At 48.8% G+C, this 14,316-nt stretch carries 22 protein-coding genes; 14 read left to right on the top strand and 8 right to left on the bottom strand.

Annotated elements, in window-relative coordinates:
- Positions 1-36: 36 nt before the first annotated feature.
- Positions 37-921, bottom strand: coding sequence for an amidohydrolase family protein (locus KP626_RS07075; RefSeq protein ID WP_395976166.1), 885 nt, complete (start codon positions 919-921; stop codon positions 37-39).
- Positions 922-1,061: 140 nt separating this feature from the next.
- On the opposite strand from KP626_RS07075, the gene KP626_RS07080 reads away from it, so the two are divergent.
- A complete protein-coding gene (locus KP626_RS07080) occupies positions 1,062-2,000 on the top strand; it encodes a 1-phosphofructokinase family hexose kinase (protein ID WP_395976168.1) in 939 nt (312 codons plus the stop codon).
- Between the two features lie 87 nt (positions 2,001-2,087).
- Here KP626_RS07080 and KP626_RS07085 read toward each other — a convergent pair whose 3' ends face one another.
- The 6 genes from KP626_RS07085 to KP626_RS07110 all read right to left on the bottom strand — a co-directional run bounded on the left by KP626_RS07085 (position 2,088) and on the right by KP626_RS07110 (position 5,327).
- On the bottom strand, positions 2,088-3,077 hold the full coding sequence (locus KP626_RS07085) for a tyrosine-type recombinase/integrase (protein WP_395976170.1): 990 nt from the start codon (positions 3,075-3,077) through the stop codon (positions 2,088-2,090).
- On the bottom strand, positions 3,065-3,307 hold the full coding sequence (locus tag KP626_RS07090; RefSeq protein WP_395976172.1) for a hypothetical protein: 243 nt from the start codon (positions 3,305-3,307) through the stop codon (positions 3,065-3,067). Before KP626_RS07090 ends, KP626_RS07085 begins: the two co-directional genes overlap by 13 nt.
- A 210-nt stretch (positions 3,308-3,517) precedes the next feature.
- Positions 3,518-4,000: a hypothetical protein gene (locus tag KP626_RS07095; RefSeq protein ID WP_395976174.1), complete on the bottom strand. Its 483-nt coding sequence runs from the start codon at positions 3,998-4,000 to the stop codon at positions 3,518-3,520.
- 2 nt (positions 4,001-4,002) lie between these two features.
- Positions 4,003-4,440 (bottom strand): helix-turn-helix transcriptional regulator, encoded by a 438-nt coding sequence (locus KP626_RS07100; RefSeq protein ID WP_395976176.1) that lies wholly within the window; start codon positions 4,438-4,440, stop codon positions 4,003-4,005.
- Positions 4,440-4,841 carry a hypothetical protein gene (locus KP626_RS07105; protein WP_395976178.1) on the bottom strand — a complete coding sequence of 134 codons (402 nt, stop codon included), beginning with the start codon at positions 4,839-4,841 and terminating at the stop codon, positions 4,440-4,442. The genes KP626_RS07100 and KP626_RS07105 overlap by 1 nt, the downstream gene beginning before the upstream one ends.
- A gap of 147 nt (positions 4,842-4,988) precedes the next feature.
- Entirely contained in the window at positions 4,989-5,327 is a 339-nt protein-coding gene (locus KP626_RS07110) for a helix-turn-helix domain-containing protein (protein WP_395976180.1), read from the bottom strand.
- Positions 5,328-5,502: 175 nt separating this feature from the next.
- Here KP626_RS07110 and KP626_RS07115 point away from each other — a divergent pair, with 175 nt between their 5' ends.
- Entirely contained in the window at positions 5,503-5,826 is a 324-nt protein-coding gene (locus tag KP626_RS07115; protein WP_395976182.1) for a hypothetical protein, read from the top strand.
- Positions 5,827-6,017: 191 nt separating this feature from the next.
- Here the strand turns inward: KP626_RS07115 and KP626_RS07120 are convergent, their stop codons facing one another.
- The gene (locus KP626_RS07120) at positions 6,018-6,308 is read right to left on the bottom strand and encodes a helix-turn-helix domain-containing protein (RefSeq protein WP_395976184.1); all 291 of its coding nucleotides are present in this window, start codon (positions 6,306-6,308) and stop codon (positions 6,018-6,020) included.
- 156 nt (positions 6,309-6,464) lie between these two features.
- On the opposite strand from KP626_RS07120, the gene KP626_RS07125 reads away from it, so the two are divergent.
- The 12 genes from KP626_RS07125 (at position 6,465) to KP626_RS07180 (ending at position 13,777) form a co-directional block, all read left to right on the top strand.
- Positions 6,465-6,650, top strand: coding sequence for a helix-turn-helix domain-containing protein (locus KP626_RS07125; protein ID WP_395976186.1), 186 nt, complete (start codon positions 6,465-6,467; stop codon positions 6,648-6,650).
- Between the two features lie 56 nt (positions 6,651-6,706).
- Positions 6,707-7,147 (top strand): helix-turn-helix domain-containing protein, encoded by a 441-nt coding sequence (locus tag KP626_RS07130; RefSeq protein WP_395976188.1) that lies wholly within the window; start codon positions 6,707-6,709, stop codon positions 7,145-7,147.
- Positions 7,144-7,350, top strand: a complete 207-nt coding sequence (locus KP626_RS07135) for a hypothetical protein (protein ID WP_395976190.1) — start codon at positions 7,144-7,146, stop codon at positions 7,348-7,350. The genes KP626_RS07130 and KP626_RS07135 overlap by 4 nt, the downstream gene beginning before the upstream one ends.
- Positions 7,351-7,771: 421 nt before the next feature.
- Positions 7,772-7,912: a hypothetical protein gene (locus KP626_RS07140; protein ID WP_395976192.1), complete on the top strand. Its 141-nt coding sequence runs from the start codon at positions 7,772-7,774 to the stop codon at positions 7,910-7,912.
- Positions 7,913-7,923: 11 nt separating this feature from the next.
- Positions 7,924-8,787 (top strand): PD-(D/E)XK nuclease family protein, encoded by an 864-nt coding sequence (locus tag KP626_RS07145; RefSeq protein WP_395976194.1) that lies wholly within the window; start codon positions 7,924-7,926, stop codon positions 8,785-8,787.
- Positions 8,780-9,445, top strand: coding sequence for a hypothetical protein (locus tag KP626_RS07150; RefSeq protein ID WP_395976196.1), 666 nt, complete (start codon positions 8,780-8,782; stop codon positions 9,443-9,445). The genes KP626_RS07145 and KP626_RS07150 overlap by 8 nt, the downstream gene beginning before the upstream one ends.
- On the top strand, positions 9,442-9,978 hold the full coding sequence (locus tag KP626_RS07155; RefSeq protein WP_395976197.1) for a hypothetical protein: 537 nt from the start codon (positions 9,442-9,444) through the stop codon (positions 9,976-9,978). The genes KP626_RS07150 and KP626_RS07155 overlap by 4 nt, the downstream gene beginning before the upstream one ends.
- A 312-nt stretch (positions 9,979-10,290) precedes the next feature.
- Entirely contained in the window at positions 10,291-10,644 is a 354-nt protein-coding gene (locus KP626_RS07160) for a single-stranded DNA-binding protein (RefSeq protein ID WP_395976199.1), read from the top strand.
- A gap of 14 nt (positions 10,645-10,658) precedes the next feature.
- A complete protein-coding gene (locus KP626_RS07165) occupies positions 10,659-11,492 on the top strand; it encodes a hypothetical protein (protein WP_395976201.1) in 834 nt (277 codons plus the stop codon).
- Positions 11,492-13,222: an AAA family ATPase gene (locus tag KP626_RS07170; RefSeq protein WP_395976203.1), complete on the top strand. Its 1,731-nt coding sequence runs from the start codon at positions 11,492-11,494 to the stop codon at positions 13,220-13,222. The genes KP626_RS07165 and KP626_RS07170 overlap by 1 nt, the downstream gene beginning before the upstream one ends.
- A gap of 11 nt (positions 13,223-13,233) precedes the next feature.
- Complete coding sequence (locus KP626_RS07175; RefSeq protein ID WP_395976205.1) at positions 13,234-13,413, top strand: hypothetical protein; 180 nt, start codon at positions 13,234-13,236, stop codon at positions 13,411-13,413.
- Positions 13,400-13,777, top strand: coding sequence for a DUF1064 domain-containing protein (locus KP626_RS07180; protein WP_395976207.1), 378 nt, complete (start codon positions 13,400-13,402; stop codon positions 13,775-13,777). Before KP626_RS07175 ends, KP626_RS07180 begins: the two co-directional genes overlap by 14 nt.
- Positions 13,778-14,316: the final 539 nt, after the last annotated feature.

Genomic DNA, 14,316 nt, shown 5'->3' on the forward strand with positions numbered 1-14,316 from the left:
CCGCAGTGAATCCATTATAACAGGGCAGGAAAAGTTTTACAACGCCGTGGACGAGCTCGATGGCAGCAAGCCGTTGAGTTTTTGGAAGATCCGCAGGGCGTTGTCATGGAACACCTCCTGATGATGGGCTTCCGGAACGATGGCCTGCATCAGCCGCAGGTAGCTTCCCATGTCGGCCAGGGGCCAGTCGGTGCCGTACAGAAGCTTTTCATAGCTGTCCAAATAGGCCATCCAGGTTCGCAGGTGCTGCACATAGCCGCCATAGCGGGCAAAAAAGGCGTCGGGTTCGATGTCGCCAACCGCCATGCCCGATAGATCGATGGCCACATTGGGGTTCTTCTTGGCCACCTCGGTGGCTTCCACGATAAAGGGGTTGCCATAATGGGCCATAACGAATTGTACCCGTGGGAAGTTCACCGCCACGGCGTCCACCGTTAGGGGATGGGAGTATTTTAAAAGGGCGGTTGGATTGGCGGTGTCCCCGGTATGGATGACCACCGGCACGTGAAACTGCTCCGCCAGCTCATAGAAGGGATAATAGATGGGATCATCCACGTAGAAATATTGATAGCCCGCATAGATTTTAAGTCCAACGCAATGGGGCGTGGACAGGGCTCTTGCAAAAGCCTCCTGGGTGGCCTTGCGGTTGGCGTCGCACAGGCCGTGTGGGTTGATCCCTGCGCAGTAGGCGGTGTTGGGCAAAAAGTTGTATTGGGCAAGATCCAGCGGCGCGTCCATGTGGGGCAGAAGGGGCGGGATCACCCGGGGCGGGTTCTCCTGATACTGGGGGCGTCCGCTGCCCATGGCGATGGCCATGACCACGTTATTCTCCTCCATCATCCGTTTTACCTGCTGGCGCATGGGGCCGTTTTCCGCGTTGAAATTCTCAAAAAAATGAAGGTGAACGTCGATGATCTCCATGAAAATCCCCCCTAAAATCGGATAAAATCTATCATAACACAACTAATATTGAAAGAAAAGAAGCCCCGGTGCTTCCCCTAAGGTTCGGAAAATATGTTAAAATAACAGAACAAACAGGCAATTGGAAACGAGGGATCGGGATGGTCACAGCGGTATGCTTAAACCCCAGCATCGATAAAACCCTGGAGATCGACGGCTTTACCTATGGCGGTATGAACCGGGTTCGGGACGTCCGGGAGGACGGCGGCGGCAAGGGCATCAACGTGGCAGTGGTGGCTTCCACCCTGGGGGCGGAAGCGGCCTGCATCGGCTTCGCCGGTCACGATGGCTTTGCCGTGGTGCGGGAGAAGATGGACCGGGGCAGCGTTAAGTCGGAGTTTGTCAATATTGGCGGCACGGTGCGGATCAACCTTAAGGTGCTGGACAGGGAACAGGGCGTTACCACCGAGATCAACGAGCGGGGGCCGGTGGTGCCGGATTCCGCCCATGTGGTGATGAGCAACCTGGTGAAGAAATACGCGGAAAAGAGCACCACCATGGTGTTTACCGGCAGCTTGCCTCCGGGATGCAATCCGGATTATTACCGGCGGCTTATGGGCAAGGCACGGCAGGCTAATCCACAGGTGAAGTGTATGGTGGACGCCGAGGGAGAGCGGCTGGAGCAGGCCATCCAGGAGCGGCCCTACCTCATCAAGCCCAACCGGTTCGAGCTGGAAACCATCCTGGGCCGGGAGGTGACGGACCTTTCCGATGTAAAAACGGCGGCCCTGGATCTATGCCGCCGCGGCGTGGGCATCGTCATGGTCTCCCTGGGGGACCGAGGAGCATTTATTGCCGATGGCCAAACCTGTTTGGGGGCTCCCGCCATCCGAGTGCGGGTGAACAGCACCGTAGGCGCGGGGGATTCCATGGTGGGAGCTTTTGCGGTGGCGGATGCTGCTGGCATGGATCTGGAATACTGTTTCCGCTACGCCGTAGCGGGCGCGTCGGCGGCCATCATGACGCCGGGCACCCAATTGGTGCGAAAAGAGGATTTCGACATGCTGCTTAAAATGGTGGAAATTTTTCGGATAGATTAGGATAAAGGAAAAGCCCCCAACGGGGGTGCAACAATGGCCGCAAATAAAGTGATCGGCGGCGCTTGCGTTGAAATAGCGTTGAAATAGCTATAATTTATTGACGGATTCCACCTTTTTGTCGGTTCGGATATGGGTATATCCCAGGGTGGTTTGATACTTCTTATGGCCCATAATCGACTGAATAATTGCCGGAGCTATTTCTGCCTCTGCTGATCTTGTGGCAAAGGTATGGCGGCAAAACCGTGGCGGCAAATAACGGATGCCAATGCGAGACAAAAAAGCGTGGTAACGCTCGTAAAACAGCTTTGAACCGCACGAGACCAGGAGCTGGAACGAAGCGGAGCAAGCGATCTGTCTTTGAATAACCGGGAGAAGCCGATCAGCCAGTGGGATGGTGCGGTTCCGGCCTTCTTCCGTTTTGATGCCTCCGATCATGTACTGCTCTTTCAAGTGGATATCGCTTTTTTTAATTTGCCGCAGCTCACCGGGGCGCAAACCACAATAGGCCATTATAATGATCCACCTAGCCTCCTCATCGGTGCGGACATAATCCCATACAACAGTCAGCTCCTCATCTGTGAACGCATCTTCCAGCGGCTTGGCGGCGGCAGGAAGTACCACAAAAGAAAGATAGTTTTTTGCAACAATATCATTTACAAGGGCATAGTGATAGATATGCCCCAGAACGTTCTTGGCCGCTTTCTTGGTATGATATCCTCCTGGGACTGCATCGATGGCTCGTTGTAGGTCGGCGGTTCTTTGATCTGCTATTCTGACTAAGTGAAGCTGGCCTAACCGTTCCCATGCCCGTTTATATTCTTGAAGCTTTCCGGGGCTAAGATCAAGGCCAGGGAGAACCACGTCCCACACATCAGCAAAGGTCATGGCGGCGTATTCGTTTTGAGTGCCGTTGGCGTTCAATGAGACAAGAGCAGCAAGCGCTTCTTTTTTAGTGCGGCATATTTTAGACCGGGTTTTCCTTTGGCCAGTGGCGGTATAATACAACGTCACAACGGCCCTCCATTTATTGCCTTCTTTATAAACAGAACCTTGCCCGTTTCCTCTCATTTTTGGCATGATAGCACCTCCTCCCTTGGAGTAGGCACCATATCAATAGAAATCTCCACGGCGTATTGTGGGCTTAATTTGGCCTGGATACGGGCAAGGATACAAGAGACTATCTGCATGGATAGCCCCAGGCGTAGGGCGATCAATAGGGTTGTCCCTCTAACGGTGTAGAGGCTGAAGTTTGGCTCGGGAAGCAAGGGGGTCCATTCAATCAATACATCTTCAATTTTCGTCTTCATTCCATCTTTCCCCTAATTACGCAAACAAATGTTCGTGTTTTGTGCGAACATCATAGCATGAAAGGAGAAAGAAAAAAAGAGGGTTTTGGAAATTTCTTTGTCTAAATTTTGTCAATCAATATGTTGTCAGTGAAAAACAAGACTCCCATTATAATACGGGAGTCTTAGTAGTATTAACTTTTATATTCATTACATGATCTTTTATGCAACTTATGCTTTAGTTACTCGACCAGATCTCTGACCAATAAATTCCTCAGGCGTATCAAGCCCCGATCCGCCGTGTACGGAAGTGATTTGTTTAATTAGGCGAGCGTGTTCTTTAGAAATAGGGTCTAAGTGGGGAGCAAACGCTTTCATTACTTGTTCAAAGTACTGTGCATAATCTCCCTCAAGTTGTTCTTTTATAAATGTATAATCATTTTTCCCTTTATGGCGCAACTGAACCATAGAAGACACATAAATGTGGCTTTTTGCGGAGTCATCGTGAGCTGCGTCGTTTTTCCCATCATCAGCATGGACTTCACGGACAATTTTTAGTCCTGCCCCATTTTCCACAAAAGTTAGGGCAACATAATCATATATGCTTACTACGATTTCGTCAGATATTAAATACTTCATGATCTTCCAATAATCGTAACTAATGTGTTCAAGAAAAACCGGTCCAAACTCAGGAGCATTGTTTAGATTACTCATGATCACATAACCCAACCTTCAACAGCAATAGCCTTCTTTGAAGTTATTCTTTGGGACATTATCTTACTAAAAAAGCCATAAGAGCTTTCTTTTTGGGCAGGGACTTCTTCAATTTCAACCAATGTTTTGATATTTTTATACATAGCCGTTAATGCCTCCTCTGAAAATACATTTTCAACCTCTAATTCTAGAGTACAATATATTTCGACAATACGCTTAACAGAAAATTGATGCTCCCCAGATTCATATTTGGACATCATCGCTTGGGACACGGAAAGCATTTGGGCTAGTTCGGACTGAGTCAATCCATGTTCAATGCGGTATTTTATCAAATCTTTGGATACTTGATAATAGATATTAGAAAGAATCTTCTCTTCCAGTGTTTCTTCAATTCCAAGCGACTCCCTTATAGAATCAAATCCTGTTTTTTCGTAGCGCATCAAATATCACCTCTCTGTAACAGTTCATTATATCGATCAGTTGCCCGCTGAATTTCGTCATCGTAACTAAAATTGTTGTTTTTACAAAAGGCTGTCAAATAAACGGGATTTTTGTTTTGCATTACAAAAATCATTCTAATTTCTAATATGATTTTGTATCTAAGTTCATACGTTGGCAGGCCGTTAATACTGTAGTGCTTTAACCTTTTTATCCATTTTGCAGAAATAAATGGCGCTATACCGAAATCTATAATACTTGCATAGTCATGCTGCCATCTCTTTAGTAACTTGGCTTCATGTGCCTTATCTTTAATTATATCCCCAATATCCCAATCAAATCGTTCATGGTGAATTGGCTGAGGTATTAATTTTTTGACGATACTTGTTTTTCGGGATGCCAAAACCTCTCCTCCTATATAATATAACTTATAGGTTATAAAGTCAAACTAAACCAGTATTGCATACATTGAGTTTTTATAGATCTAGGAAATCCATAATATTTACCATCTGTTTAAGTCAAAAAATAGGCGCCTACTAGGGCGCTTATTTTATTTATCCTGGTTTTCTGCATCGTGTGCTCGAACCATCATATCAATAAACTTCTTAGCCTCTTCCTGCTCCTCTGGCGTGAGTTCTCGGCCAGTAGGGGTGACGTACCCCCACACTAAAGAAGGATCGTCTGTAGGGCGCTTGTAGGGCGTACGGCCTAGTAGGTAATCAACAGATACGTTGAAGTAGTCAGCAAGTTTTATTAGCCGTTCAGATGAAGGTTGGCTTTTCCCCTGTTCATAGCTCGCATAAGTAGTTACTGGTACATCAAGATAAGCTGCTATTACTTTTTGAGAAACGCCATTTTCAAGGCGTATTTTTTTTATACGATTTTCCAATGCAATACCTCTATGAAAATTTCGTACAAAATACGAAAAAATAGTTGACTATACGAAAATATCGTACTATACTAGACCCGTAGAAAGGTGATGCCGCCAGAAACGGATACACCTAATCAACAATATACCACACCGCAGAAGGGTATTTCAATCTGCGCATTATGGAGGCGAGAGAATGATTCCCGCAGAAGAATCCTTAAAACGACATCGTGAAGCCGGAAGAACAGATATAACCGAATATGAGCTTCGTGGAATGTGGCATGCACTCTATGGAGGGATACCACAAAACTATTATGAAAAGCTTGCTTGGAACCTGACGGGTGAGGCATACCACATGGCGGTATTTGGAGAAAAACGTGATCTGGATCTTGGGCCAGAGTACGAACGGCTGAAACACCTTTATGAAACAAGGAAGCTCATGGAAACAGCAAACGCTATTCGATACTTATATCGAGAACTTGCGAAGTATCGAAAGAAGGATCGTCAAGGACAGCGGTAGATGCGGCCTTCACACATTTTGTACAAATTGGGTGTTCAAAACTCTCATTGCAATCGTTGCTTTCTAAGGGAACAAGCTGGCCAGAAGGGGCTTTAACTCCAGAAACATATACTTCTCTAATTTTCCCTGGATTTCGTGGACAGCGTACTTTGATTGCGAAAGAAAACTCATTGCTCATATAGTTGCCTCCCTTACGAATCCTTCTTTGCTCTATATCCAGCTAGAAACGCTTCTACGGCAGCTTGTTCATCGGGAGTAAGGACAAGGGTAGGGGGTTCTAGCAACGGGTTGTCCGTGCGCCCTAGGAGGTAGTCCGTGGATACGTTGAAGTAGTCGGCAAGCTTATCAAGAATAACTCCATTTGGGATAGAACCATTTTTCCAGTGTGTAGCTGTTGCAGAGGAAAGGCCTAGCTCTTTGGTAACAACATTGGGTTTTATTTTATTCTCGTCGCACAATGCTGTTAATCGTTGCCAGAACATAATTCACCTCAAATATCTACAAAAGCTAAAATAAAGTATTGACTATCTACATTAATGTAGTTATACTATACCCGTAGGCAGGTGAAGCCGCCGAAAAACGGCGCACCTATCAACAATATAACACATTTCGGGCAACCGGAGCAAGGAGGTGAAAACATGGAACGGTATCTATCTGTTAAGGAGGCTGCTCCTATCCTAGGGGTCGCAGAGGATACCCTAAGGGGAATGCTCCAGGCAGGAATTGTCCCTGGATACAAGATGGGGAAAAAGCTGTGGCGGATACGTCGGGACGAGCTGGAGGAATACATGGCCAAGTCCAGGAACATTCCCAAGGAAGGTTAAGAGATCAACATTGAGATTTGCAAGATCATTATCTCACGGAAAGGAGGAAAAGCACCATGGCGGATATAGGGGAATACCTCTATGCTTCACGGCGAAAAGCGGGATTAACCCAAGAAGCTGCGTCAGAAGCCACCGGGCTGCATGTGCGGACCATCCAAAGGTATGAATACGGAGAGTTGGTTTGCCCGGATGATGCTATATGGCTGTTTGCTAAAGCGTACAAAGACCCGGGCCTATGCTATCGGGCATTGCAGTTGGATCCGGTGTACCAATCGATTCTGCCGGGGTACGAGCCTAGCGGAGTGCCGATGGCGGCGCTGAATCTGATGGCGAGGCTGCATAGCCTGGAAGACTACGCCAACGACATGATCACCATTTTGGCAGATGGGGAGATTGACAGCACCGAGGACGAGCGCTGGCAGGAGATCACAAAAGCGGTCAAACGTTTGGCGGTTGCTTGTCTTCAAGTATTGGAGGCAGGAGGTGGCAGCGTATGACCGTTGCTGAATTAAAACAGCTGGACAAGGACTTCGTGTACGCTGGGCAGGTCTGTCAGATCATGAATTCCGATGCGCAGGTTTTACGATGCCAGCTTAGAGCCAATCCGGACATGTGGGGCTTTCGAGTAACGGTTCGAGGCTCGCGTGTTCAGATACCACGCAAGCCGTTTCTAAAGATGCTGGGGGAGGACGAGGAATGATGCCTTGGGCGAAAAGTAAGAGGTTTAAAGTTCGTCAAGGAAGCATAGCAGACAAGGCTATCCATGCGACTAAGGCCGTTGCCTTTGTTTTGGTACTGATCGGGATGGGGATTGAGCTATGAATTGCCTGGTTCTAGGTTTGTTTATCGGCGCTGCAGTTGGCGGGCTTATGGTGAGCCTATACCACGCCGGAGACACCAGAAGGATAAACGCAATTAGGGATCACTACGAACAGGAACTATGTCATAGCAGGATGGCTCTTAAAGCCCTAGAGCAAATGCGGCAAGAGGAGAGGGGAAAGTAACTTGAATATAGAGAAAGAAAAAGTGCCCCAGGGGCGGCAACCCCATGGAGCACAAGGAACAAATAAACCTACTAGCAATATAGCACGGAGGCGAGAAGCCGTCAAGGAGGCGCAGCTATGAGTACATTATCTAACGAAATCATAGAGCAGATTCTTGAAAACCTGTTTGGCCAGATCAAAGAGCTAGAGGAAAAGATCGATGACTTGCAGGCTGAAAACAGGCTATTAAAGGTCAGGCAGAGCGAGGCTTTTAGATAGGAGAGAAAAACATGATTATCACCAATGAGCTGAATCTTCCCCAAGCGTTTGTACAGATGGCACAGAGGGACGAGTACGAGACGGCGAACAACGAATACCGGGTGACTTCTCTTCTAAAGGGCATTCGGGAAACCGAGCTGGAGCGGCGTCATAGCCGGGAGATTAAGCGGGATGTATCGGACATGGTTTGGCTGTTGTTTGGTACTGCCACCCATTCCATCCTGGAACGACAAAAGGAGGGAGACCGAGAGATTAAGGAAACCCGCCTCAAGATGGAAATGGATGGGATTATGCTGTCCGGGCAGTTTGATCTGTACAACGAGGAGGAAGAACGGATCACGGACTACAAGACCGCTTCTGCTTGGAAGATCATCTACGGCAATTATGAGGACTGGCGCCGGCAGCTATTGATCTACGCCTATATGCTTCGGGACGCTGGGTTCCCGGTAAAGCGGGGCAGGGTAGTGGCATTTTTAAAAGACCATAGTAAACGGGACGCCAAGGTCAAAGCGGGGTATCCCAAGCTCCCGGTTCAGCCAGTAGATTTTACTTTTTCCGAGAGGGACTTCCAGGAAATCGAAGTGTGGTTAAAAGAGAAGATCGCCCAGGTAAAGCGGGCGAGAGAATTGCCGGATGATCGATTGCCGCTCTGTACGCAGGAGGAACGGTTCAATAGCGGGGACAAGTACGCTGTTATGAAGAAGGGGAGAAAGACCGCTTTGAGAGTGCTAGATAGCCAGGAAGAGGCGGAACAGTGGATGGCGAGCAATGGCGGCGACAGCATCGAGATTCGCCCTGGTGAGGACAAGAAGTGCCAGGATTACTGCGCGGCCAAAGAGTTTTGCAGCTATTACAAAGGAGTATGTCATGAATGAGAACATGGTGCTATATGATCGGTGGAGGATGGTTCCGCAGGAAGCAAAAAAGGCAATTACGGCTGGTAGATTAAAAGGATTTACCGATATTTCTCCCATGTGGAGAATCCAGCAATTAACAGAGATGTTTGGCCCGTGCGGCCTGGGATGGGTAGCTCTAATCACTAGATCATGGATTGATGAAGGACCAAGCGGAGAAAAAGTCTGCAATATTGAAATCGCATTGAAATATCGCATTGAAGGTAAATGGTCTGAACCAGTACTTGGAATCGGTGGAAGCCTGTTGGTAGCAAAAGAGCGAAACGGACTATACACAGATGATGAGGCGTACAAAAAAGCTTATACAGATGCACTGAGCGTAGCTTGTAGGTCACTTGGGATGGGAGCGGACGTGTATTGGGAACGAGGAGGAAAATATGAGGAAAAAAGTAAAACAACGCAACCAGAAAAAGAGCCCCCCGCTGTTGAAATCCAGTACGCCGATGTGAATGCGAGAGAGGCTTTGTATGTGGCGGTGGGGAAAGACAGGGCGAAATATGAGGCCCTTTTGAAGAAGTACAAGGTTTCTAAAGACAAGATCCCCATGGATGTGTACGACAAGATGTACAAAGAGGTGTGGAACATTCCCCAAGAAGAGAAGCTGCCATGGGAGGAATGATCTTTGATCAGGCGTCCTTGCGGAATGACCATGGGGAGGTATGGCTCCAGTTAAGACTATCCCCACAAAGTTTCTTTGAAGCTAGGCGATTTATCGCCAACAAACAGGACAAGCCGTATCGAATGGAGATCAAGCGCCACTACAACAAGCGAAGCATGGATGCCAATGCCTATTGCTGGGTGCTGTGTGAAGCCATTGCGGAAGCCATACGGGCAACGAAAGAGGAAGTCTACCGGCAAGCCATTGAACAGGTGGGAGTGTTTGCAGAATTGTGGATCCCGGAGGACGATGCAAAGAGTGTTATGGAAAGCTGGGAGAGTATAGGGTTAGGGTGGCTGGCCTTCGATATGGGAACCACGAAAGGTTTTACCACCATCCATGCCTATAAGGGTTCCTCTCGCTATGACACCAAAGAGATGAGCCGATTGTTGGATTGGCTGGTGGAGGAAGCGGATGGCCTTGGGCTGGAAACCAGAACCCCGGAGGAGATCGAAAGGATGAAAAGCCTATGGGATGAAAAGCAGGCGGTCTAAAGCCACGGATATTCCAAAGAGGGTAAAGGATGAAGTATGGAACCGAGATAGAGGGCGCTGTGTGGTATGCGGGAACAGCTACAATGTGATGCCAAACGCCCACTATATTCCCCGATCGAAAGGCGGTCTAGGAATCCCTGAGAACATCGTTACACTGTGTACTGCTCTAACCCCGAACCGATGTCATGAACGCTTTGACAACGGCACAGGGGCTGAGAGAGAGTCCATTGGGAATATCATACGCGAGTATCTAAAAGCACACTATCCCGATTGGGATGAATCAAAACTAATCTATACAAAGTGGGGGTAATGATGAACAAAGTTGTGATGATTGGGAATCTCACCAAAGACCCGGAAATCCGGACCACCAACGGTGGTCACAGCGTGTGTACGTTTACGTTGGCGATCAATCGCCGGATTGCCGATAAGAACGGGGAACGCCAGGCGGATTTCATTCCGGTTGTATGCTGGCGTGCCCAGGCTGATAGCTGCGCGAAATATCTCCAAAAGGGCAGCAAGGTCGGGGTGAGTGGGACAATGCAAACCAGAAGTTATCAAACCCAGGATGGGAGTAACCGCCAAATTACTGAACTGATTGCAGATGAAGTAGAGTTTATTGCAAATATCAAGCATAAAGAACAAGACAGCGAAGATTATCCATATTAAGCGAGGGAGCGAACATGGCAAGAAAACGGATGCTTGATCCCAACATGTGGCAAAGCGAGGATATATCCAGATTATCCGTGTTCGCCAGATATCTGTTCATCGGGATGATTTCAAACGCCGATGATGAAGGACGAGGAAGGGCCAACCCGAACTATCTAAAATCAACCATATTTCCGTATGACAATATGCGCACTGCCGATATCAATAAAGCCTTATCGGAGATAAGCCGTTATACGTCCGTAGTGCTGTATGAGAGAGCCCATAGTATGTACTATGCGTTTCTTAACTGGAATAAATGGCAGAAAGTCGATAGGCCCACAAAGAGTATATTGCCTCCTCCACCATCTTCCGCAGAACTGGAAAATCCTCTCGTAGAAGCAACAGACTCCCCTGAAAATGGCGAGTTTGAGGGTATTTTATGTGATTCGTCGAATGCTCGTCGAGGGCTCGACGAACGCTCGCTCCTAATAGAAGAGAAAAGAAAAGAAGAGAAAGATATATATCGCGAAACAGGTTCGCTCAGTCGAATAGACTACCAGAAAGTTGTTGATCTGTTCCACAGCCTGTGTCCATCGTTGCCACGGGTAAGAACCGTTAGCGAGAAGCGGAAGAAAGCAATACGGGCAAGATTTAACGCCGGAGAAACCATGGAAAGCTTTGCGGAAGTGTTTAAGCTGGCGGAGGCAAGCGATTTCTTAACAGGCAGAAATGGTGCCTGGGCTGGATGCGGGTTCGACTGGCTGTTGAAGGAAGCCAACTGGATCAAAACCTTGGAAGGGACCTATGAGAACAAGGCAAAAAGCAAAGCCGGATACGAAGATGACAGATACGAAGGGGTTGTTTTGTAGTGGACGCCAACGAATTCGCGCGGATATATCTAGCGCCATACAGCGTAAAAGGGGATGAGATTATCCCAACCTACTGCCCCTACTGCAAAGGCGGAGAGCGGAAAGACAAGCACACCTTTGCACTGAATACCCGAAATCTGACGTTTAACTGCAAGCGGGGCTCCTGTGGAAAGCAGGGGCGGTTTGCGGATCTGTGCCGGGACTTTGGGGTATCGGAGCAGAAGGAATATACGCGGCCCAAGACCAAGCTGCAAAAGGCGCCGGATGCCGTGAAATCGTATTTGGAAAGCCGTGGAATTTCTGCGGCCACCCAGGATTCTTACCGGGTATGCGCCGACGAAAGCGGAAATGTGGCTTTCCCATTCTTGGATGAGAAGGAGGAACTGGTTTTCTTAAAATTCCGGCCCGTAGGAGAGGTGAAGAAAGGGGAGCGGAAGTCCTGGCGGGAGAAAGGAACAATGCCCATTCTGTTTGGGATGCACCTATGCGACCCCGGTCAACCACTGGCGATCTTCGAGGGTGAAATTGACGCCATGAGCGGACATGAGTCTGGAATCCCAAATTGCGTTTCTGTTCCTTCTGGGTCTGAAGACCTTACCTGGTTGGATACCTGTTGGGAGTTTCTGGAGCGGTACGATGACATTTACCTGTACGGGGACAACGACATCCCCGGGAAAAAGATGGTGGAAGCCCTAGCGCTGCGGCTGAACCACCACGCCATCCATATTGTGGAGCACGAATGTAAAGACGCCAATGAGCTGCTGTGTACACAGGGGAAAACCGCCGTTTTAGAGGCATATCTCACGGCGAGAGAAGTCCCGCCCCATGGATTGATTCAACTAGCGGACGTTGAGCCCATGGACATGGCGAAAATGCCAAAGGCGTTGAGCGGGATCAAGGAGCTTGACAAGGCCATTGGTGGGTTTCTCTTTGGTGATTTGTCGGTATGGACAGGACGCCGTGGAGAGGGTAAGTCAACGCTGCTATCCCAGATATGCGCGGAATCCGTGGATGCTGGGATCAGGGTATGCATTTATTCTGGTGAGCTTCGCGCGGATCGGTTTCAGCACTGGTTTCATCTTCAGATAGCGGGTTCAGATTACATCAAAAGCTTTCTGGACTCCAGCGGAAAGACCATAAACTATGTGCCAAAGCCCACCGCTTATCAGATTCGGGAATGGTACCGCGGAAGGGTGTGGATTTACGACAACACCATCTCGGAGAGCGGAGAGGAGGACAGCATCCTAAACGCCTTTGAGCTGGCGGCGAAACGATATGGCTGCCAGGTGTTTTTGGTGGACAACCTCATGACCGCGCGGTACGCGTTCAAAAGCGAAAACGGGTATTACAGGGCACAATCGGAGTTTGTGGGTCGATTGGTTGAGTTCGCCAACCGTTACAACGTCCATGTTCATCTGGTGGCGCATCCCAGAAAGAACGACGGCGGTTTGAAAAACGATGACGTGGCTGGAACCGCTGATATTACCAACAGGGCAAGCAATGTGTTCTCCCTGGAGCGAGTCGATGTAGAAGACCAGGGGCGCGTGGGCTGTGACGCGGTGTTAAGCGTCCTAAAAAACCGATGGTATGGAGCGGGAGCGAAGATTGGGCTGGACTTTGACGAGGTTTCCCGGCGGTATTATGTGCCAAGCGCGGGTAACAAAAAGGTATTTGGTTGGGTGCCGGTACAAGCAAGGCTGCGTCCCATCGAGGAAGATTCCCCGTTTTAAGGAGGTTTGAGTTGGATATTCGTGTGAAATATTTGCTGGACCGGGCGAGAAAGGACGAGTCGGCCCATAGCTTTGACGGATATATGCGCTATATCAAGATGGTAAACGGGTTTTATCCCCCGGTGAAGGACTCTGCTCAAGTGTTTGAGGCGGTGAGAAAGGCGACGGTGGGGCGCGATGAACCAGCTTGACACTATGTCGGCGGCAGAATACCTGGAATACTGCAAAACCGGGAAACTGCCTGGGAAAAAACAATCTGCTCCCAAGTATCACAATAGGCGAACGGAATATGGCGGTAGGATATTTGATAGCCAAAGAGAGGCGAACCGAGCGGCGGACCTGGAATTGATGGTTCGAGCAGGAGAGATCGCTAAAGTGCTGTACCAGGTGCCGTTTGAACTCCCCGGCGGAGTGGTGTACAAGGCGGATTTTGTGCGACTGAACATGGATGGCACCTGGAGTGTAGAGGACGCAAAAGGGGTAAGGACCAAGGAGTACAGAATCAAAGCCAAGCTGTTTCATGAACGGTACGGGAGAGAAATTGTTGAGGTGTAACGATGGAGAACAAATACGCGAACGTAAACAGCCTGTGCTGGAGTTGCGCTAAGGCATGCGGATATTGTTCCTGGAGCTGTGCGCTTGAACCCGTGAAGGGATGGAAAACCAGGGAAACACATAGCGGGCCATATTGCATTGTGTCCTGCCCTGAATATCTGGATGACAGCCACAGATTAGAGGTAATGAAAACAAAACCGATGCTATCTATGCCAGAGGCACAGGAAGCGGATAACAAAATGGAGGCATACCGGTCCGGTGAAGTATATGACTACTGGAAGGAGGGACTTTGCGATGAGGAAATCGCTGAAAAGACCGGGGTTTCGGTATGGACGGTGAGGCGGCATCGATACCGTATGGGACTATCTTGCAATCCGGACCGCAGAAATGTACCAGGGGTAAGAGTAGACCGGGACAGGTTACGGGAGCTTGCCGCGCTTGGGTATACGGATGCAGGGATGGCAAAGGAATTGGGGGTAGCTCAGTCGGCGGTATGGAGAGCTCGAAAAAGGCTTGGGATTCCGACAGTGTACCAACGG

The organism is Christensenella sp. MSJ-20, assembly GCF_044357945.1.
Lineage (GTDB): Bacteria > Bacillota > Clostridia > Christensenellales > QAND01 > QAND01.

Excerpts from the sequence above, each read along its gene's own strand:
- KP626_RS07075 (WP_395976166.1), bottom strand. The coding sequence starts at position 921 with ATGGAGATCATCGACGTTCACCTTCATTTTTTTGAGAATTTCAACGCG.
- KP626_RS07080 (WP_395976168.1), top strand. The coding sequence starts at position 1,062 with ATGGTCACAGCGGTATGCTTAAACCCCAGCATCGATAAAACCCTGGAG.
- KP626_RS07085 (WP_395976170.1), bottom strand. The coding sequence starts at position 3,077 with ATGCCAAAAATGAGAGGAAACGGGCAAGGTTCTGTTTATAAAGAAGGC.
- KP626_RS07090 (WP_395976172.1), bottom strand. The coding sequence starts at position 3,307 with ATGAAGACGAAAATTGAAGATGTATTGATTGAATGGACCCCCTTGCTT.
- KP626_RS07095 (WP_395976174.1), bottom strand. The coding sequence starts at position 4,000 with ATGAGTAATCTAAACAATGCTCCTGAGTTTGGACCGGTTTTTCTTGAA.
- KP626_RS07100 (WP_395976176.1), bottom strand. The coding sequence starts at position 4,440 with ATGCGCTACGAAAAAACAGGATTTGATTCTATAAGGGAGTCGCTTGGA.
- KP626_RS07115 (WP_395976182.1), top strand. The coding sequence starts at position 5,503 with ATGATTCCCGCAGAAGAATCCTTAAAACGACATCGTGAAGCCGGAAGA.
- KP626_RS07120 (WP_395976184.1), bottom strand. The coding sequence starts at position 6,308 with ATGTTCTGGCAACGATTAACAGCATTGTGCGACGAGAATAAAATAAAA.
- KP626_RS07125 (WP_395976186.1), top strand. The coding sequence starts at position 6,465 with ATGGAACGGTATCTATCTGTTAAGGAGGCTGCTCCTATCCTAGGGGTC.
- KP626_RS07130 (WP_395976188.1), top strand. The coding sequence starts at position 6,707 with ATGGCGGATATAGGGGAATACCTCTATGCTTCACGGCGAAAAGCGGGA.
- KP626_RS07135 (WP_395976190.1), top strand. The coding sequence starts at position 7,144 with ATGACCGTTGCTGAATTAAAACAGCTGGACAAGGACTTCGTGTACGCT.
- KP626_RS07140 (WP_395976192.1), top strand. The coding sequence starts at position 7,772 with ATGAGTACATTATCTAACGAAATCATAGAGCAGATTCTTGAAAACCTG.
- KP626_RS07145 (WP_395976194.1), top strand. The coding sequence starts at position 7,924 with ATGATTATCACCAATGAGCTGAATCTTCCCCAAGCGTTTGTACAGATG.
- KP626_RS07150 (WP_395976196.1), top strand. The coding sequence starts at position 8,780 with ATGAATGAGAACATGGTGCTATATGATCGGTGGAGGATGGTTCCGCAG.
- KP626_RS07155 (WP_395976197.1), top strand. The coding sequence starts at position 9,442 with ATGATCTTTGATCAGGCGTCCTTGCGGAATGACCATGGGGAGGTATGG.
- KP626_RS07160 (WP_395976199.1), top strand. The coding sequence starts at position 10,291 with ATGAACAAAGTTGTGATGATTGGGAATCTCACCAAAGACCCGGAAATC.
- KP626_RS07165 (WP_395976201.1), top strand. The coding sequence starts at position 10,659 with ATGGCAAGAAAACGGATGCTTGATCCCAACATGTGGCAAAGCGAGGAT.
- KP626_RS07180 (WP_395976207.1), top strand. The coding sequence starts at position 13,400 with ATGAACCAGCTTGACACTATGTCGGCGGCAGAATACCTGGAATACTGC.